The sequence below is a fragment of the Candidatus Clostridium radicumherbarum genome, assembly GCF_045310525.1.
GTDB lineage: Bacteria > Bacillota > Clostridia > Clostridiales > Clostridiaceae > Clostridium_AT > Clostridium_AT radicumherbarum.
Window position 1 is genome coordinate 1,891,807 of the sequence record NZ_JBJHZY010000001.1, and the last position, 20,500, is coordinate 1,912,306.

The following is a 20,500-nucleotide window of genomic DNA, read 5'->3' on the forward strand; positions in this document are numbered from 1 at the left end:
TGGTTTTATGGCTAAATATAGAAGTGGTAGAATTAATGAAGAAATAAAAAGAGAACTTAGTAATATTATTCGAGATGACATTAAGGATCCTAGATTAACTGCCATGGTTAGTGTAACAAAAGTTGATGTAACAAAGGATTTAAGATACGCTAAAGTATTTGTAAGTATTTTCGGCAAGGAAGATGAGAAAAAAGATACACTTGCTGCCTTAAAAAGCTCAACTGGTTTCATGAGAAAGGAAATTGGGCAAAGAGTTAATCTAAGGCATACACCAGAAGTCATTATAGAACTTGACAATACAATAGAACATGGCATGCATATAGATGCCCTGCTTGAAAGTATAAAGGAGAAATCTTCTCATGATAATAAATAATGTTATTAAATCCATACTTGAAAGCAAAAGAATAGGTATATCTTTTCATGCCTCTCCCGATGGGGATTCCATCGGGAGCTCTCTTGGACTGATGCAAGGCTTAATGAAACTTAATAAAGAGGTTTATATCCTATGCGACGATAAAGTACCAGAAGTATATAGCTTTTTACCTTGTATTAAAAGTATAATCAATGCCTCCAGCACCATCAAAGATGGCACTGATTGCATAGTAGTTTTAGATTGTGGAAGTTATGACAGAATTTCAGTTAATTTAAGTGAATTTCCTAAAAACTACACTTTAATAAACGTAGATCATCATATAACAAATGAGCTATATGGTGATATAAATTTTGTTAACACACATGCCTCTGCAGTAGGTGAAATAGTTTATAATATACTTAAAGAACTTAAGGTAAAGATAGATGAAAATATAAGCTTATGTCTTTATACTTCCATAGTAACTGATACTGGTGGTTTTAAATATTCTAATACAACTACTGACACCCACAATATCATTGGAGAATTAATTAAAACTGGTATTAACTTTAGTGAAGTTCATAGATTAATTTTTGAAAACAAGAAATATGAAAGAGTTAAGCTATATGGAAGCGTAATAAATTCCATGTACCTTACCCATAAAGATAAAATTTGTGTTATGAAACTCACAAGTGAATTACTTAATGGTTTTTCAAATAAAGCTTCTGATACTTCTGATATTATTTCTATAGGTATGGAAATAGATACAGTTGAAGTAGCTATATTATTAAAGGAAATGTCAGAAGGAGTAAAAATTAGTTTAAGATCAAAATCAATTGTTGATGTTAGAAAAATAGCTGAAGCCTTTGGTGGTGGTGGACATACTCGTGCTTCGGGTTTATCCATAGATAAAAACATAACTGAGGTGGAAAAAATCATATTAAATGCTGTTGAAAATGAGTTGGTGTAATGGATGGAATAATAAATATATATAAACCTTTAGGTGTAACTTCTTTTGATGTTGTTAAAAATGTTATGAAATTAGCTAAAACGAAAAAAGTTGGTCATACTGGGACTTTAGATCCTCTTGCAACTGGGGTGCTGCCAATTTGTATTGGACGTGCAACTAAAATAGTTGATTATATTATGTCTGAGAATAAGGTTTACATAGCTGACCTAATGCTTGGAATTAAAACTGATACCTATGATAGAGAAGGAACAATACTAAAAGAAAGTGATGTTAATTTATCTAAAGATAAAATTATAGAAGTTATAAGTACATTTGTAGGTAGCACTCTGCAGGAGCCGCCAATGTACTCGGCTATAAAAATTAATGGTAAAAGGCTGTATGAGCTTGCTAGAAAAGGTGTAGTTGTAGAACGTGATAAAAGACCTATAAATATTTATGATATTAATATTTTAGATGTAAATTTACCCTTGATTAGATTTAAGGTTACCTGTTCTAAAGGAACCTATATACGAAGTTTATGCAACGACATTGGTGATAAGCTTGGTATAGGCGGTACCATGTGGAATTTAGAGAGAATTCAAACTGGACAGTTTAAAAAAGTTAATTCCCATGCTTTAGAGGAATTAAATTCAGAAAATTTAGAAAGTCTACTTACTCCTATAGATGAAGCATTGGAATCCTATGATAAACTTATATTCTCCTGTAAATATGAAAACTTGCTGGTTAATGGAGTTAAAATCAATAATCCCTATATAATCGATAAAATTGACTTTAATAAATTATTTAGAGTTTATTTAGATGATTCTAAGTTTATAGGCCTAGGAAAAAGGGATGAATTTGGATTTAAAGTTGTAAAATTATTAGTTTAGGAGCCTAACTTATGATAATTATAGAAGATAATTTTAATATAAAGCTAAATTATAAAACCTATATAGCTCTTGGAAGCTTCGATGGTTTACACATGGGGCACATGGGACTAATCAATAAGACTATTGAATTATCTAAAAAAAATAATGTAAAAAGTATGGTGTGTACCTTTAAAAACCATCCCCTAAACATTATTAGCAAATCAAAAGCACCTAAGTTAATAATAGATAATGATATAAAACTTAAATTATTAGAAAGTTTACAGGTTGACATTGTAAATTTAGTAAACTTTAATAATGATTATATGAAAATTTCACCTGAAGACTTTATTATTAATATGATTAAGCATTATAATGTTCAAGGAATTATTGTTGGATTTAATTATAGATTTGGGTTTAAAAATACTGGTGATATAAAATTATTAAAAAAGTACAGCAAAAAATTGGGTTTTGAACTTTATGTAATTGATTCAGTAACTTATGAAAATGAAGTTGTTAGCAGTTCTCGAATAAGAACCTTAATTCAGGATGGTAAAATAACTGAAGCAAATAATATGCTTATAAAGCCATTTATGTTAAAAGGTGCTGTTATTAGAGGGAAACAGCTTGGCAGAAAACTTGGATTTCCAACTGCAAACCTTAATTACGACGAAAGTTTTGTAATACCCAAAAATGGAGTTTACGCAACTATAGTAGAATATAAAAACTGTTTTTATAAGGGCATGACAAGTGTAGGGGTAAATCCTACGGTTCAGCTGAAAACTAAAACAATATTTATTGAGACTTATATTTTAGATTTTAATAAAAATATATACGGAGAAGATATTAAAGTATATTTTATTAAAAGAATGAGAGATGAATTTAAATTTAATTCCTTAGAGGAACTTATTGAGCAGCTGACAAAAGATAAACTTATTGTAGAAAACGAAAAAATAGAAAATTTTACTTATAAATACTAAAAAATAATTTACAATATATTTTTTATTTGCTATAATAACATTCGTGAACCTTAATCTATGAATTATGATTTGCCAACGTAATCCATGGATTATAGGACCTAATTTTTGGAGGTGTATATATAATGGAACAGGCAACAAAACTAGAAATTATCGAAAAATTCAAAAGACACGAAGGGGATACAGGTTCTCCAGAAGTGCAAATAGCTCTTCTTTCAGACAGAATTAGTCACTTAACAGAACATTTAAAAGAGCACAAGAAGGATCACCACTCAAGAAGAGGTCTTCTTATGATGGTAGGTAAAAGAAGAGGTCTTTTAAATTATTTAATGAAAGAAGATATTCAAAGATATCGTGATATTGTTGAAAAACTTGGATTAAGAAGATAATGAAGAGCGGGTCAACTCCGCTCTATTATTTTAAATTTATGAGACTAATATTTTATAATATATAAATTTATGTAAATACTAATATTAGTGATATTTGAAAGGAGGTAAATATATGAGTAATGTTTTAGAAACTAAAATTGCTGGTAGAACTTTAAAAATAGATCATGGCAAGGTTGGAGCGTTATCCGACTGTGCATTACTTGTTAGCTATGGCGATACAGTTATACTTGTAAATGTAAATGCCTCTGCTAAGCCTAGAGATGGTATAGACTTTTTTCCTTTAAGTGTTGAATATGAAGAAAGACTATATTCCGTAGGTAAAATTCCTGGAGGATTTATAAAAAGAGAGGGCAGACCTTCTGAAAATGCAATACTGCACGGTAGAGCAATAGACAGATCTCTTAGACCTCTTTTCCCAAAAGGCTATAGAAATGATGTTCAGGTTATATGTACTGTTCTATCAGTAGAGTCAGACAATACCCCTGATATATTAGCAGTAAATGCTGCTTCAACAGCTTTATGCATGTCTAGTATTCCATTTTCTGATCCAGTAGCCGCTGTTTCAGTAGGTCTAATTGATGGTAACTTTATTACTAATCCAACTGCTATTCAAAGAGAAAAAAGCAGTATGAATTTAACAGTATGCAGTACAAAAGATCAAGTTATCATGATAGAAGCTGGTGGTGATGAAATACCAGAGGAAGTTATGTATAATGCCATTCTATTTGGATTTGATGAATGTCAACAAATTATAAGTTTCCAAGAAGAAGCTGTAATGAAATTTGGTAAGGAAAAGAAAATACCAGATTTTTATGAAATACCAGCAAATATTGAAAAAGAAGTAAAAGAATTTTCCTTTAATATTATAAAAGAAGCTATGTACATAACTGATAAGGATATGAGAAACTTAGCTATAGACGAAGCTAAAGCTAAGATTTCTGAAGCCTTTTCTGAGAAATACCCTGATAATGCTGCTGATATAGCAGACATAACTTACAAATTACAAAAGCAAATAGTAAGGAACATGGTACTGAATGATAAGAGAAGACCAGATGGAAGAAAGTTTGATCAAGTTAGACCTTTAGGTTGTGAGGTTTCTTTATTACCAAGAACTCATGGTACAGGTCTTTTTACAAGAGGTTTAACTCAAGTTATGACTGTTGCAACCATTGGTGCACTTGGAGAAGTTCAAATACTAGATGGTCTTGGTGATGAAGAATTTAAGAGATATATTCATCATTATAATTTCCCTTCCTATAGTGTGGGTGAAGTAAAACCTTTAAGAGGACCTGGAAGAAGAGAAATAGGGCATGGTGCTTTAGCAGAAAAAGCTTTAGAGCCATTAATACCTTCAGAAGAAGAATTCCCATATACAATCAGATTAGTTTCTGAAGTGTTAAGCTCAAATGGTTCAACTTCACAAGCAAGTATTTGTGCAAGTACATTGGCATTACTTGATGCTGGTGTTCCAATTAAAAGACCTGCTGCTGGAATAGCTATGGGACTCGTAACAAGCGAAGATTTATCACAAGAAGAAATACTTACAGATATTCAAGGAATAGAAGACTTCTTTGGAGATATGGACTTTAAGGTTGCCGGAACTGTAAATGGAATTACAGCAATACAAGTTGATACAAAACTTCATGGCCTTTCTAAAAATGTTATTAAAAAAGCTATAGACGATGCTAGAAAAGCTAGACTATTTATATTGGATAAGATAAATGCTTGTATTCCTGAAGCTAGAAAAGAATTATCTCCTTATGCACCTAGAGCCTATACTATGACCATAGATCCTGAGAAAATTAGGGATGTTATTGGAACTGGTGGAAAGACTATTAATAAGATAATAGCTGAAACTGGTGTAAAGATAGATATAAATGATGACGGAAAGATATTTGTTATGTCAAATGATGGTCCTAGTGCTCAAAGAGCTTTAAAGATCATTGATGATTTAACAAGAGATGTTAAGCCAGGCGAAATTTATCTTGGAAAAGTAACTAAGATTGCTAACTTTGGTTGTTTTGTAGAAATACTTCCTGGTAAGGAAGGTCTTGTTCATATATCAAAGCTTGACTTTGCTAGAGTAAATAAAGTTGAAGACATAGTTTCAGTTGGAGATGAAATATTAGTTAAGGTTACAGAAATAGATAACCAAGGCAGAATAAATCTTTCAAGAAAAGATGCTATAAAAGACTCAGAAAGCGAAGAAGTTGAAGTTGAAAAATAGAAGGGCATCACTGCCTTTTTATTTTTTGCAAGTATTTAATCATTCAGCTTTTTTAATAAGCACATACATTAATATATTTGGGTGCAGGTAAAAGTCCTAAATGGACTTTTACGGGTAACCTAGCTGCTTATAAATAACTAGTACAGATTACCCAGTATAGCGGAATACCAGGAGCACAACAATTAATAATTGTTGTGTACAGCATGAAGAATACCAGGAGGATAATATGTATAATATTTTTACATTAGATAACGGATTAAGAGTTGTAGTTGAGGATATAAAATATGTTAATTCAATAAGTGTTGGTATTTGGATAGAAAACGGCTCTAGAAACGAAGATTTAATAAATAATGGTATTTCACACTTTATAGAACATATGTTTTTTAAGGGCACAAATAATAGAACAGCTAAGCAAATAGCAGAAGAAATAGAAGATGTTGGCGGGCAGATAAATGCTTTTACAGGAAAAGAAGCAACTTGCTTTTATATTAAAGCACTTGATTCTCATTTAGAACTTTCTATGGATATTTTGTCAGATATGCTTTTTAACAGCAAATTTTCACCTGAAGATATAGAAAAGGAAAAAGGCGTTATTATAGAAGAAATTAATATGAGTGAAGATCAGCCTGAAGATGTACTATCTGATTTACATAGCGAGGCTATATGGGAAAAAGACTCTATCTCACTTCCAATACTTGGTACCTCTGAAACTGTAGGCTCATTTTCTAGAGAACAAATTTTAGATTACATTTCGAAGTACTATATACCTGAAAAAGCGGTAATTTCAATCTCAGGTAATGTGAATTTAAACTATGCTGAATCCTTAGTGGGTAAGTTTTTTGGTAATTGGAATAATAAATCACACATTATAACTGACTATTCTAAGCCAGCTATATATAAAAATCATCTATATAAGTTCAAAGATATTGAGCAGCTTCATATAAGCCTTGGTTTACATGGTTTAGAAACTGGAAATGAAGACATTTACGGACTGCTTTTACTTAACAATATGTTAGGCGGCGGCGCCTCTTCTATTTTATTTCAAAAAATCAGAGAAGAAAGAGGACTATGCTATACGATCTATTCCTATCTTTCATCTTTTATGAATACTGGTGTTCTTAGTATATACACCGGGTTAAATTCCAAATATGCACTAGATGTTATAGATTTGGTTAATGAGGAGCTTTATAATTTTACTAAGCAGGATATTGGTGAAGAAAAGCTTTTGAAATTAAAAGAGCAGTTAAAGGGAAATTATATTTTGGGGCTTGAAAGTACTAGCAGCAGGATGTTTAGCAACGGCAAATCCGTATTGTTTTTAAATAAGATTAATAAGCCAGTGGATATTATTAATAAAATAGATGCTGTAACAATTAATGACCTTATAGATATCATGAATAAAACCTTTATGAAAGGTATCCAAAATTCTGCCTTTGTTGGTCAGGAGATAAATATGGATACAGTTATAAATAAAATAGAAGGTGATACAATTGCTTTTAAAAATAAAAAAAGTGAAAGATTATAAAGACTTACCAACTCCAAGTTATATGACAATAGGATCTGCTGGCATGGACTTATATGCTGCCATAGATAGGCCCATAACATTAAAAACACTTGAGAGAGTAACAATGCCCACAGGTATATGCATTGAGCTTCCAAAAGGTTATGAGGCTCAAATAAGGCCACGCAGCGGACTCGCCTCTAAACACGGTATAACTCTCCTTAATTCACCTGGAACAATTGATTGGGACTATCGTGGAGAAATAAAAATAATATTGGTAAATTTAAGTTCTGAGGAGTTTACAATAAATAAAGGTGATAGAGTTGCACAAATGGTCATAAATAAAATTGTAACCCCGATTATAGAAATTGTTGAAGAAATTACTGAAACTTCGCGAGGTTCAAATGGTTTTGGCTCTACAGGAGTATAGTAATAAACTATTGCCACCTTTCATATATTTTATTAAATATATGAAAGGTACGGTGAACATAAAATGAATGATAACATAAAATACTATAGTGAAATGGAAAGATACGAAATAATTAACATCAATGATGGCGAAAAATATAATTACTTATCTAATAATGATATTGTAATTGATGAGAAAGGAAACCTAAAGTTTCTAATTCTTAATGATTCTAAAACGAGGTTCGGTTTTTTTGGTGGAAATGAATTTATTGAAGTTCCATGGGATTATGTTAAAAAAATTGGCTCCAAAACCATAATTATTGATGTAGATGAAAGTGTACTTAAAAAGACAAGGGCTTAATGGAGGTTTTACATGAAAATCTTGATACAAAAATTTGGTGGTACGTCAGTATCAACCCATGAAAGAAGAACATTAGTAATTAAAAAGATAATTAATGCTATAGAACAAGGCTATAGTCCTGTAGTAGTTGTTTCAGCCATGGGTAGAGCTGGTGAACCCTATGCAACAGACACCTTATTATCTTTAGTCAATAAAGATTTTAGAGATAAAAATCCTTTAGCATTAGATTTACTTATGAGTTGTGGAGAGTTGATAAGTTCTGTTGTACTTTGTGATGAGCTTAGTAAATCCGGATTAGACCCCATTCCTTTAACTGGTGGACAATCTGGAATAATTACAGACTCAAATTTTAATAATGCCAATTTATTAAGAGTAGATACAAGTAAGCTTTTAGATCTTTTAAACCAAAGAAAGATACCAGTTGTAACTGGTTTTCAAGGAAGTAGTGAAGATGGTTATATAACAACCTTAGGTAGAGGTGGAAGCGATGTTACAGCTTCAATTTTAGGTGTAGCCCTAAATGCTGAGGAAATTCAAATATACACTGATGTAGATGGTATCATGACTGCAGACCCTAGAATTGTTTCCGATGCTACCTTAATTAAAGAAATTAGCTATAATGAGGTTTTTCAATTTGCTGACCAAGGAGCTAAAGTCATACACCCAAGGGCAGTTAATATAGCTATGAAGGGTAATATACCTTTAGTCATAAAGAACACCTTAAACAACTGTGAGGGAACTACAATTAATAGTATTGGTGCAATAGAAGATGATGGTATAATCACTGGAATAACACATATGAGCTCAAGAGTTCAAATTCGGGTTAAACTGCAAGATAATGATTTAAATGATAGATATTATGATCTTCTAGATTTATTGGCTCAAAATTTAATTAGTATCGATTTAATAAATGTATTTCCTAATGAAAATATATTTACTATTGACAAAAAAGATATGGATAAATTCATAGATATAATGAATAACCAGAAATTAAAGTTTTCTTCTATTAATGAATGCAGTAAAATAGCTTTAATTGGAAGCAGAATTAGAGGTGTGCCAGGTGTTATGGCAAGAGTATTAAAGGCTTTAACAAAGGCCAAAATTGAGGTATTACAAACTGCAGATTCACATACAACAATTTGGTGTTTAGTTGAAACAAAAAATACTGAGAAGGCAATTAATGCTCTCCATAAAGAATTTAATTTAGGATAAAATTAATATATGTATATATAGAATTTCCTAGGTAAAACTAAGTTTAAGGATATCCAAATTCTAAGGGTAAATATTGACATTAAATGTCTTCATGATAGATACCACAATTGACATTGGATTTCTAAACCTAGGAGGTATGTATATGACAGAAGAAATGGAAAATAAAGAACTAGAAAATATAAAGGATCTTGGAGTACAAAATATTCCTAAAAATGACGAGAGAATTCAAATACTCCCTATAATTGGTCAAATTGAAGGTCATCAAATGCTGCCGCCCCAAACTAAAGCCACAAAATATGAGCACCTTATTCCACAGCTAGTTGCCATAGAGACCAATAAAAATGTTGAAGGAATTCTAATAATCTTAAACACAGTAGGAGGAGACGTGGAGGCGGGCCTTGCCATATCTGAAATGATTAACAGCATTACTAAACCAACTGTATCCTTGGTAATTGGCGGTGGTCATTCTATAGGAGTTCCATTAGCAACATCAGCTAATTTTTCCTTTATATCTCCATCAGCTACTATGATTGTTCACCCTATTAGGATGAATGGACTTATAATTGGAGTTCCTCAAACCTTTGAATACTTTAATAAAATGCAGGAAAGAATAAATGAATTTATTACTAGAACAAGTAAAATTAATAAGGAAACATTAAAAAAGCTTATGAGTGAAACTGACAATTTATTAAATGATATGGGAACGATTCTTATAGGAAATCAAGCTGTTGAATATGGTCTAATAGACAAAGTTGGCGGCATAAGCGATGCATTAAAAAAACTTGATGAATTAATTGATGCTAAAAAAGAAACTTCAAAATAATCATAGGTTTATTCCTATGATTATTTTTTTGAGGAAATCTATAAAAGGAAAATCAAAAATAATGTAGAATATTAAATATGGAACGATGGAAAAGGTTTTGTACAGGTAGGAGGGAATAAGTTGGCTAAAAAAAGTTCAAAGACAGGTATTAACAATGATATTTTAGGTTTATTTTATATTACTATAGGAATTCTTTCAGTTTTTAGTGTTTTTTCATCTAATACTGCAGGTATAGTTGGCAGAGTTACAAGAAAATTTTTAATTGGTATGTTGGGCTTAGGTGCTTATTTATTTCCTTTCTTTATAATATTCATTGGTTTTTGCCTAATAATAAAAAAGGGAAATATTAATTTTAATAAAAAATTTTATGGAATACTTTTGCTATTAACAAATACTCTTTTATTAATTCAAATGGTAAATATGAAACCTTACTATAATTCTGAAAATGTGATGGAGGGTATCTCTAAAATATATAATTCTGGTACCATTATGCACGGCGGTATCTTAAGTTATATAATTGATATTCCTTTAATAAAGTTATTTGGTTTTATAGGAAGTTATGTAATATTTATTGCACTATATATAGTATCTTTTATTTTAATTTGGAAATTATCACTTTATGAAATAATAACAAAATTAAACTTTGGTAAAGCTATCTTTAAAAAGGATAAAGAAGAAAAGAAAGCTAAGGATAATACTGAAGCTGCAGTTACTCCCTTAATAGCTTATGACTCTAATAAAGAAAATTATATTAAAAAATTAAACAATAAAATTAAAATAATTGATTTTATGAAATCTTCTGAAGAGCCAATTGAAAGTCCTAAGGAAATAGCAGTAGAAGAGAACACTTCAGAAAACTTAAATCGTGAGCTTGAAGATGAAATAAATAAACATTCCTTAGATGTTGATTTGGAGTATTTGTATCCTACTACAGACCTCCTTAATGTAAATACTTTATCTAGACTTAATAAAGAAGATAAAAAAGAACTTATAAGTAATGCAAGCAAGCTTGAAGAGACCTTGAATAGTTTCGGCGTGGATGCTAAAGTAGTTCAGGTTACAAAAGGCCCTTCGGTTACAAGGTTCGAAATTCAACCTAGTGCAGGTGTAAAGGTAAGTAAAATAGTTAACCTCGCAGATGATATAGCCTTAAGTCTAGCTGCTTCAGGTGTAAGAATGGAAGCTCCTATACCAGGTAAGTCAGCAGTAGGTATCGAAGTTCCTAATAAAGAACTTACACCAGTATTTTTAAGAGAGGTTCTAGAGTCAGCAGAATTTACCGGCTCTAATAAAAATCTTTCCTTTGCCTTAGGGAAAGATATAGCTGGAGCCTGTGTAGTTTCAGATTTAACTAAAATGCCTCATATGCTTATTGCAGGTGCTACTGGTTCTGGAAAAAGTGTTTGCATAAACACACTTATTATAAGTCTTTTATATAAGTATTCACCAGAAAACGTAAAGCTTTTAATGATAGATCCTAAGGTGGTAGAATTAAGTGTATACAATGGAATTCCACATCTTCTTATACCAGTAGTAACAGATCCTAAAAAAGCTTCTGCGGCTCTTAATTGGGCTGTAAATGAAATGACTAGAAGATATAAGCTCTTTGCAGATAATAATGTTAGAAATATTGAAGGTTTTAATGAATTAGTGGATAAGGGTAAACTTAAAGATAAGTTGCCTTGGATAGTAATGATCGTAGATGAGCTTGCAGATTTAATGATGGTTTGTCCTAATGATGTAGAAGACTATATAGGCAGACTTGCACAAATGGCAAGGGCAGCAGGAATGCATCTTGTTATTGCAACCCAAAGGCCTTCTGTAGATGTTATAACTGGTGTTATTAAGGCAAATATACCATCAAGAATATCCTTTGCAGTTTCAAGTCAAATAGATTCTAGAACGATTCTAGATTCCTCAGGTGCGGAAAAACTGCTTGGTAAAGGGGACATGCTTTTCTACCCTGTAGGTGCTCCTAAGCCAATGAGAATTCAAGGAGCCTTTATATCTGAAGAAGAGGTTGAGAAAGTTGTTAACTTTATTAAGAAACAAGAAACTTTACATGAGTATAGCACTGAAATTATGGAAGAACTAAATACAACTTCTACTAGTAATGAAGGTAGTGAGGATATAGACAGTCTTTTAAGTGAAGCAGTAAAAATTGCAGCTGATTTAGGCCAAGCTTCCACTTCGCTGTTTCAAAGAAAATTAAGAATAGGATATAATCGGGCTGCAAGAATTATAGAACAGATGGAACAACTAGGAATTATTTCAGGAAAAGATGGAAGTAAGCCACGACAATTATTAATTGATAAAGAAAGTGCAATAAATGGAGATTATATCAATAAAAATAGTTAAAAATTGAAATATTTATAATATACCACTTGTGAATTTAAATAAAGAGATTTAAAATAACTATGTATGCATCATATTTTCGGGAGGAACATAAGTGGATAGACTAAAATTTGGAATGATCAGCTTAGGCTGTGATAAAAACAGAATTGATTCTGAAATGGCAATAAGTAAATTAAGCAAAAAATATGATTTAGTTATAGACCCAAAAGAAGCAAATATTATACTAATAAATACCTGTGGTTTTATAGAAAAGTCCAAGCAAGAATCTATTGATACCATATTAGAAATGGCAAAGTACAAGAGGCTGCATAAATGTAAGGTTTTGATAGTTACTGGTTGTCTAAGTCAAAGATATAAAGAGGAACTATTTACATTAATGCCAGAAATTGATATTATGTTAGGTGTAAATAATTATGATAACCTGCTTCAAAGTATAGATGATTTTTTAGCCAGCAAACAAAAAACCTTTAAAATTGATTATAGTGATAGTTCACTTGCTGAGGGAGATCGTGTACTTACTACTGGAAAAGCTACTGCTTATTTACGTATAGGCGAAGGGTGTAACAATTTTTGTACTTATTGTGTTATTCCGAAAATTCGTGGTAAATATAGAAGCAGAAAATTGGAAGACATTTTAAAAGAAGCCTCTAGTCTAGCTAGCCAAGGTGTAGTTGAATTTATTTTGGTAGCTCAGGATACAACAATGTACGGTATTGACCTTTATGGTAAGAAGTGTTTAGATGTTTTAATAAGGGAACTATCTAAAGTTGAAGGACTTAAGTGGATAAGGCTATTATATTGTTATCCAGAAGAAATAACACCTGAACTTATTAAAGAAATTTCTTCAAATTCTAAGGTATGTAAATATATAGATATGCCCATTCAACATATAAACAATAATGTTTTAAAGAGAATGAACAGAAGAGGCCGCAGGGAAGACATAGTTAAAAGTATTAGTGAGATGAGAAAAAATATAAAAGATCTAATTTTAAGAACATCCTTAATTGTTGGGTTCCCGGGAGAGACAGAAGAAGAGTTTAAAGAATTGGAAGACTTTGTTAAGGAAGTTAAATTTGATAAATTAGGTGTCTTTAAATATTCTAGAGAAGAAGATACCCCTGCTAGCAATATGGAGAACCAAATTTCAGAAGAAGTAAAAAGTAAGCGGGAAAGAGAATTAATGCTTCTTCAGAAGTCAATCTCTGCTTACATAAATAGTGAGAAAGTAGGACGAAACTACCAGGTACTTGTTGAGGGCAAAAACGGCGAATATTATTATGGTAGAAGCTATGAAATGGCTCCTGATATAGATGGAGAAATTTATTTTAAGAGTAATAATGAGTTAACAATTGGAACTATTACAAATGTAAGAATAACCTCAAATGAAGAATATGATTTAATAGGAGTTGAATGTAATGAATCTTGCCAATAAACTAACTCTAATCCGTATATTTTTAATTCCCATATTTTTAGTTTTTATAGCTGTAAATTCTATACCTTATGGCAAGATAATAGCAACTGCTGTATTTGTCCTTGCTGCTCTTACAGATAAACTTGATGGCTACATAGCTAGAAGCAGGAATCAAGTAACAAGGTTTGGAAAATTTATGGATCCCTTAGCTGATAAGTTATTGGTTACAGCTGCTTTGATATCTCTGGTAGAGTTTCAATTAATACCAACATGGGTTGCAGTAATTATAATCGCACGTGAATTTGCAGTTACTGGATTAAGATCATTAGCTGCTGCTGAGGGAATAGTTATAGCAGCAAGCTGGTGGGGAAAAATTAAAACAGTAATTCAAATAATAGCCATAGTATTTGCACTTATAAATTTAAATTACAAAGGTTTATATTTTGCTGAAATTTCTAATTTAATAATGTACCTAGCAGTAATTGTCACTTTATTATCTGGATTTGATTATTTTATTAAAAATAAAGATGTAATTAGAACGGATAAGTGATTAATATTTTGTAACTTGGTTATAATTTTAAAAAGTTCCTAAAAAATACTTAGGAACTTTTTATATAGAGTTGACTAAAAATAAATTATATTATATAATTAATCAGAACTTATGTTCGTAAAATGAAAGGATGTGAACCCAAAAGGGAATACATATGGATAGTGAAAAATTAAAAGCCATTGAAATTGCTATGGGGCAGATTGAGAAACAATTTGGTAAAGGTTCAATAATGAAGCTTGGAGAACATAATGTTATGAATCTTGATGCAGTTTCTACAGGGTGTCTTGATTTGGATATAGCTTTAGGTATAGGTGGAGTTCCTAAGGGAAGAATTATTGAAGTATTTGGACCTGAATCTTCAGGTAAAACAACTGTTGCCTTACACGTAGTTGCTGAAGCACAAAAAAATGGTGGTGCTGCAGCTTATGTAGATGCGGAACACGCCTTAGATCCTGCTTATGCAAAAGCTTTGGGGGTAGATATAGATAATTTAGTAATATCTCAGCCTGATACTGGAGAACAAGCACTTGAAATTACTGAAGCCCTAATTCGCTCTGGAGCAATTGATGTAATCGTAATTGACTCAGTAGCAGCCTTGGTTCCTAGAGCGGAAATAGACGGTGAAATGGGTGACTCTCATGTAGGTCTTCAAGCAAGGCTTATGTCTCAAGCACTTAGGAAGCTGGCTGGATCAATTAATAAATCTAAATGTGTAACTATTTTTATAAATCAATTGCGTGAAAAGGTTGGTGTAATGTTTGGAAATCCTGAAACTACACCTGGCGGTAGAGCACTTAAGTTTTATGCTTCTGTAAGACTTGATATAAGAAAGATTGATACAATTAAACAAGGAGACGACGTAGTTGGTAACAGAACAAGAGTTAAAGTTATAAAAAATAAAGTTGCTCCACCATTTAAGCAAGCAGAATTTGATATTATGTATGGTCATGGCATATCAAGAGAAGGAAATGTATTAGATGTTGGAGTTAGAGAAGATATTATTCAAAAGAGCGGAGCTTGGTTCTCTTACCAAGATACAAGACTAGGTCAAGGCAGAGAAAATGCAAAGCAATATTTAAAGGAAAATGAAGATATTTTATTTGAAGTAGAAAATAAAATTAGAGAAAAATATAGTCTTCCTATATCAGCAACTAAAAAAAGCGATTCAAAAGAAGAAAAGGATACTAATAATAAAAAACAACAGCAGGCCTAGAAGCAAATTTATATGTATATAATATGCTTGTTTGAAGGCTTTGGTTATTTTATTTTCTTGACATCATATTAAAACTAATATAAAATAGTATACAAATACTGGTTTAGCACATTCAAAGTATTACCAATTAAATAAATATGACACCTTTTTAGGCTTTATTTCATAGTTTTATATGCAAAAAAAGCAAAGGAGGTGTTAAATATGCCATTACCACAAGCGACTATATTTGGCATTATTATCACTATTGCAGTAGTTTTATCTGCTGTAATTTATGTAAGAAAAAATATATCTCAGGCTAAGATTTCAAAGGCCGAAGAAGAAGCTAAACAAATTCTTGATTCAGCTTCAAAAGAATCTGAATCATTAAAAAAGGAAGTTATTCTAGAAGCTAAAGAAGAAACTCATAAACTAAGAACGGATTTTGAAAAAGAATCAAGGGATAGAAGAAGTGAAATTCAAAGACTTGAAAGAAGATTGATGCAGCGTGAAGAATCTTTGGACAAAAAAAGCGAAATGCTGGAAAAAAGAGATGAAAGTTTTATTAAGAAACAGCAAGAAATAGTAGCTTTAGAGTCAGAAGTTCAAAATCTATACAATCAGCAAAGAGAAGAGCTTGAGAGACTTTCTGGTTTAACATCAGAAGAAGCAAAACAAATTTTATTAGATGAAATTAAAAAAGAAACAAAACATGATGCCGCTATTATGATTAAAGACATTGAAACAAGAGCAAAAGAAGAAGCGGATAAAAAAGCAAGAGAAATTATAACTTGTGCTATTCAAAGGTGTGCTGCAGACCATGTTGCTGAAACAACTGTTCATGTAGTTAATCTTCCAAATGATGAGATGAAGGGAAGAATTATAGGTAGAGAGGGTAGAAATATTAGAACCCTAGAAACTTTAACTGGTATCGATTTAATAATCGATGATACTCCAGAAGCTGTAATTCTATCTGGTTTTGATCCAATAAGAAGAGAAGTAGCGAGAATAGCCTTAGAAAAATTAATTGTAGATGGAAGAATTCATCCTGCAAGAATTGAAGAAATGGTTGAAAAAGCTAAAAAAGAAGTTGAAAACAGCATCAAAGAAGAAGGCGAACAGGCTACTTTTGAAACTGGAATACACGGTTTACATTCAGAGCTTATTAGACTTCTTGGAAGACTAAAGTATCGAACTAGCTATGGCCAAAATGTTTTAAAACATTCTATTGAAGTTGCTTATTTAGCAGGATTGATGGCCGCCGAATTAGGCTTGGATGTTAATATAGCTAAAAGAGCAGGTTTACTTCACGATATAGGCAAAGCTGTAGATCATGAAGTTGAAGGCCCACATGCTTTAATAGGGGCAGATATAGCTAAAAAATATCATGAGTCCTCAATAATTGTAAATGCAATAGGTGCTCACCATGGAGATATGGAGTTTCAATCTATGGAAGCAGTACTAGTTCAAGCAGCTGACGCAATATCTGCTGCAAGACCTGGAGCAAGAAGAGAGACTTTAGAAGCCTATATAAGAAGGCTTGAAAAATTAGAAGAGATTGCAAATGAGTATGAAGGTGTAGAAAAATCCTTTGCAATACAAGCAGGCAGAGAAATTAGAATTCTCGTTAAACCTGAAGAAGTTGACGATGCAGCTTCTATTGAATTAGCAAGAGATATTGTTAAGAAAATAGAAAGCGAGTTAGAGTATCCTGGACAAATTAAGGTTAATGTTATAAGGGAAACTCGTGCAATTGAATATGCAAAATAAACATATAATTGTAGGCCACTGAATTTTTCAGTGGCTTATATTATATCTATATTAATATTAATAAAAATAAAGATGCTTTTAATAAAATCATTTACAATAGGGATACTAAATGGTATTATTATAATAAAGTGAAAGTATTCCTTCATTTTTTAAAAAACAGGTGTTTATCATGCAGTTTTCAGATTTACATATTCATTCCAGATATTCAGATGGAGCATTATGGCCAGAGGAAATAATCAAAATTTCATATAATAAGGGACTTAAATGTATATCTATTACAGACCACGATACTATAGACTCTCAAATTGCCATTGAAAATATATCTGAGCATTTTGATGTGAAAGTAATTCCTGGTGTGGAACTTAGTACAGAATATTTGAGTAGAGAAATTCATATTTTAGGCTACTTTATTAATTACAAAAATATTGATTTAATATCTAATTTAGAAATAGTTAAAGTATATAGAAAAAATAGAGCTATAGATATTATTTCTAAATTACAACAGCTTAATATGGATGTAAGCTTTGATGAAATTAGTATTAATAATAGTTGTATTGGCAGACCACATATAGCAAAGGCATTAGTTGCTAAAGGTTATGTAAATAATACAAAAGAAGCTTTTCATCAATATCTTATAAAAGGTAAACCTGCTTATGTAGAACGATACAAGATTAATTATAAAGATGCTTTAAAATTAATCTGCAACTGCGGCGGTGTACCAGTTTTAGCTCATCCTGGGGAAGTTTATAAAGGTATACAAATAGAAGCTTTAATTAAAGAATTTAAAGTTTATGGACTAAAGGGACTTGAAGTGTATCATCCTGCACATTCAATTGTCCAAACCAATAAATTTTATAATCTTGCGAAAAAATATTCTTTGGTGATAACTGGAGGAAGTGATTGCCACGGAGTGGAACATCAAAAAGAGCTACTTCTTGGAAGCTGCGGATTAAGTGAAGAATTAACTAATAAATTTTTAAAACTAAAGTATACTTAATATGGGAGGGCTTTACAATGAATTTATCGAGAAAGGCAGAGCAGATATCACCTTCATTAACACTGGCAATAGATGCAAAGGCTAAAAAAATGAAGGCAGAAGGGATTGATGTTATAGGTTTTGGTGCTGGAGAACCAGATTTCAACACTCCATTAAATATTCAAGAAGCTGCTATTAAAGCAATAAAAGAGGGTTATACAAAGTATACTCCAACCTCTGGTATAAAGGAACTAAAGGAAGCTATTTGCAAGAAATTTAGCAATGATAATAAATTATTTTATGAGCCTTCTCAAATAATAGTATCAACTGGCGCAAAACAATGCTTAGCAAATGCATTTCAAGCAATCTTAAATCCAGGTGATGAGGTAATTATTCCATGTCCTTATTGGGTTAGCTATCCTGAACTGGTAAAGCTTGCAGATGGAGTGCCAGTTTTTATTGAAACAACTGAAGAAAATAAATTTAAATATTCTATAGACATACTTAAGAAATCCGTTACGCCAAATACTAAGGCAATTATTCTAAATAGCCCCGGAAATCCAACAGGCACAGTTTATACAAAGGACGAACTGATTGATATTGCACTATTTGCTAAGGAAAATGATTTAATTATTATTTCTGATGAAATATATGAAAAATTAATTTATGATTTAAGTTTACAACATATAAGCATTGGTACATTATCAGAGGATGCATTTAATAGAACAATTACTATAAATGGTGTATCAAAATCCTATGCAATGACAGGTTGGAGAATTGGATATGCTGCTTGTGGAAATGAAAGAATAATAAAGCTTATGACAAATATTCAAAGCCACTATTCTTCAAATCCAAATTCCATTGCTCAATATGCTTCTTATGAGGCTTTAGTTGGGGATCAGGATGCAATGAAACATATGATTGAAGAATTTAAAAACCGCAGAGACTACATGGTTGATAAAATAAACAAAATGAAATATATATCCTGCATAAAACCTGAGGGTGCATTTTATGTAATGATAAATATATCTATGGTATTAGATAAAAAAGTTGATGGAAAGCTAATTGAAAACTCATTAAACTTTTCAGACTTACTATTAGAAAAAGAAAATGTAGCCGTAGTTCCTGGAAGTGCTTTTGGGGTTGATAATTATATTAGACTATCTTATGCTACTAGTTTAAATAATATAGAAGCAGGTTTAAACAGAATTGAACATTTTCTTAACACCTTATAAATAATTATAATTAAAGATTTATAGTAATAATAAAATGTTACGTGTTAATAAAATAGTATTTTATATAATACTGAAAAGGTAGAATTAAGTAAATATTAGGTTTTACCTTTTTCTCTGTTACTTTAAAATAGTAAAGTTATCATTGTAAAATTATAAAAAAATGCTATAATAGAAATGTTAGGTATTATAATTAGGTAGAGGTGATGAAAGTGGTAACAAAAGAGGTTATAGTTAAAAATTCAACAGGACTTCACGCTAGACCAGCAACTTTATTAGTTAAAAAAGCTTCTTCATTTAAGTCTGACGTAAGTATAGAATTTAACGGAAGAAAAGCTAATGTAAAAAGCTTAATAGGCGTATTATCCTTAGGAGTGACTAAAAACTCAAATGTAAAGGTTATAGCATCAGGTGATGATGAAAACTTAGCTGCAGAAGAAGTAGTTAAATTAATAGAATCCTTAGAAGAATAATATAAATAAATAAAAGGCTCAATAGAGCCTTTATTTATTTTACTCTTTTTCTGGTCTTTAACAAAAACAATAGAACATCAATTCCTGCAACCCCAATTAGTATGTATATTATTCTTGCAATTAACTGCAGATGATTTCCTACTAATATGCGTACCAAATCTAAGCCAAATAAGCCAAAGAGTCCCCAATTTAAGGCCCCAAATATAACAAGTATACATGACACCTTGTCTATTAAATTCACTTTATACATATTTTCCTCCAAATATAATTATCTAGTAAATTATATTATTATATTTTACAAATAATACATATATAATTAAATTCTAATATTAATTACGAATATTAAACCTATAAAATTAAATATTATTATGGTATAATATGAATATTGTTGTTAGTCATATCATTTTTATACGGAGGTAAAAGGTCTAAATGACCTTTTACGAGTAGTTTGCGAGGTCAAAGTCCTAAATGGACTTTGACGG

At 31.1% G+C, this 20,500-nt stretch carries 20 protein-coding genes; 19 read left to right on the forward strand and 1 reads right to left on the reverse strand.

The features are described 5' to 3' along the window. The first annotated feature begins 7 nt into the window (after positions 1–7). From rbfA to ACJDUH_RS09270, 19 genes are all read left to right on the forward strand, one after another. Positions 8–373: a 30S ribosome-binding factor RbfA gene (gene rbfA / locus ACJDUH_RS09180; protein WP_406764853.1), complete on the forward strand. Its 366-nt coding sequence runs from the start codon at positions 8–10 to the stop codon at positions 371–373. Beyond that, complete coding sequence (locus tag ACJDUH_RS09185) at positions 360–1,319, forward strand: DHH family phosphoesterase (protein ID WP_406764854.1); 960 nt, start codon at positions 360–362, stop codon at positions 1,317–1,319. Before rbfA ends, ACJDUH_RS09185 begins: the two co-directional genes overlap by 14 nt. Next, positions 1,319–2,188, forward strand: a complete 870-nt coding sequence (gene truB / locus ACJDUH_RS09190; RefSeq protein ID WP_406764855.1) for a tRNA pseudouridine(55) synthase TruB — start codon at positions 1,319–1,321, stop codon at positions 2,186–2,188. The genes ACJDUH_RS09185 and truB overlap by 1 nt, the downstream gene beginning before the upstream one ends. An 11-nt stretch (positions 2,189–2,199) precedes the next feature. After that, positions 2,200–3,144, forward strand: coding sequence for a bifunctional riboflavin kinase/FAD synthetase (locus ACJDUH_RS09195; RefSeq protein ID WP_406764856.1), 945 nt, complete (start codon positions 2,200–2,202; stop codon positions 3,142–3,144). A 122-nt stretch (positions 3,145–3,266) separates the two neighbouring features. Then, positions 3,267–3,530: a 30S ribosomal protein S15 gene (gene rpsO, locus ACJDUH_RS09200; RefSeq protein WP_406764857.1), complete on the forward strand. Its 264-nt coding sequence runs from the start codon at positions 3,267–3,269 to the stop codon at positions 3,528–3,530. 112 nt (positions 3,531–3,642) lie between these two features. Next, the gene (locus tag ACJDUH_RS09205; protein ID WP_406764858.1) at positions 3,643–5,757 is read left to right on the forward strand and encodes a polyribonucleotide nucleotidyltransferase; all 2,115 of its coding nucleotides are present in this window, start codon (positions 3,643–3,645) and stop codon (positions 5,755–5,757) included. A gap of 226 nt (positions 5,758–5,983) precedes the next feature. After that, positions 5,984–7,282 carry a M16 family metallopeptidase gene (locus ACJDUH_RS09210; RefSeq protein ID WP_406764859.1) on the forward strand — a complete coding sequence of 433 codons (1,299 nt, stop codon included), beginning with the start codon at positions 5,984–5,986 and terminating at the stop codon, positions 7,280–7,282. Further along, positions 7,269–7,688, forward strand: coding sequence for a dUTP diphosphatase (dut, locus tag ACJDUH_RS09215; RefSeq protein WP_406764860.1), 420 nt, complete (start codon positions 7,269–7,271; stop codon positions 7,686–7,688). Before ACJDUH_RS09210 ends, dut begins: the two co-directional genes overlap by 14 nt. A gap of 63 nt (positions 7,689–7,751) precedes the next feature. Next, on the forward strand, positions 7,752–8,027 hold the full coding sequence (locus tag ACJDUH_RS09220) for a YlmC/YmxH family sporulation protein (protein ID WP_406764861.1): 276 nt from the start codon (positions 7,752–7,754) through the stop codon (positions 8,025–8,027). 12 nt (positions 8,028–8,039) lie between these two features. Next, positions 8,040–9,239, forward strand: coding sequence for an aspartate kinase (dapG, locus tag ACJDUH_RS09225; RefSeq protein WP_406764862.1), 1,200 nt, complete (start codon positions 8,040–8,042; stop codon positions 9,237–9,239). A gap of 142 nt (positions 9,240–9,381) precedes the next feature. Beyond that, complete coding sequence (locus ACJDUH_RS09230) at positions 9,382–10,062, forward strand: ClpP family protease (RefSeq protein WP_406764863.1); 681 nt, start codon at positions 9,382–9,384, stop codon at positions 10,060–10,062. Between the two features lie 120 nt (positions 10,063–10,182). Next, positions 10,183–12,420, forward strand: a complete 2,238-nt coding sequence (locus ACJDUH_RS09235) for a DNA translocase FtsK (protein WP_406764864.1) — start codon at positions 10,183–10,185, stop codon at positions 12,418–12,420. A gap of 91 nt (positions 12,421–12,511) precedes the next feature. Beyond that, positions 12,512–13,849, forward strand: a complete 1,338-nt coding sequence (rimO, locus tag ACJDUH_RS09240; RefSeq protein WP_406764865.1) for a 30S ribosomal protein S12 methylthiotransferase RimO — start codon at positions 12,512–12,514, stop codon at positions 13,847–13,849. Continuing rightward, the gene (gene pgsA, locus ACJDUH_RS09245) at positions 13,833–14,378 is read left to right on the forward strand and encodes a CDP-diacylglycerol--glycerol-3-phosphate 3-phosphatidyltransferase (protein ID WP_406764866.1); all 546 of its coding nucleotides are present in this window, start codon (positions 13,833–13,835) and stop codon (positions 14,376–14,378) included. The genes rimO and pgsA overlap by 17 nt, the downstream gene beginning before the upstream one ends. 154 nt (positions 14,379–14,532) lie before the next feature. After that, positions 14,533–15,591, forward strand: a complete 1,059-nt coding sequence (recA, locus tag ACJDUH_RS09250) for a recombinase RecA (RefSeq protein WP_406764867.1) — start codon at positions 14,533–14,535, stop codon at positions 15,589–15,591. Positions 15,592–15,792: 201 nt separating this feature from the next. Beyond that, positions 15,793–17,337, forward strand: a complete 1,545-nt coding sequence (gene rny / locus ACJDUH_RS09255) for a ribonuclease Y (RefSeq protein WP_406764868.1) — start codon at positions 15,793–15,795, stop codon at positions 17,335–17,337. A 169-nt stretch (positions 17,338–17,506) separates the two neighbouring features. Beyond that, the gene (locus ACJDUH_RS09260; RefSeq protein ID WP_406764869.1) at positions 17,507–18,334 is read left to right on the forward strand and encodes a PHP domain-containing protein; all 828 of its coding nucleotides are present in this window, start codon (positions 17,507–17,509) and stop codon (positions 18,332–18,334) included. Between the two features lie 17 nt (positions 18,335–18,351). Beyond that, positions 18,352–19,548: a pyridoxal phosphate-dependent aminotransferase gene (locus tag ACJDUH_RS09265; protein WP_406764870.1), complete on the forward strand. Its 1,197-nt coding sequence runs from the start codon at positions 18,352–18,354 to the stop codon at positions 19,546–19,548. Between the two features lie 209 nt (positions 19,549–19,757). After that, positions 19,758–20,018: an HPr family phosphocarrier protein gene (locus tag ACJDUH_RS09270; protein ID WP_406764871.1), complete on the forward strand. Its 261-nt coding sequence runs from the start codon at positions 19,758–19,760 to the stop codon at positions 20,016–20,018. Positions 20,019–20,052: 34 nt separating this feature from the next. Here the strand turns inward: ACJDUH_RS09270 and ACJDUH_RS09275 are convergent, their stop codons facing one another. Continuing rightward, a complete protein-coding gene (locus ACJDUH_RS09275) occupies positions 20,053–20,268 on the reverse strand; it encodes a DUF378 domain-containing protein (protein WP_406764872.1) in 216 nt (71 codons plus the stop codon). Between the last annotated feature and the right edge of the window lie 232 nt (positions 20,269–20,500).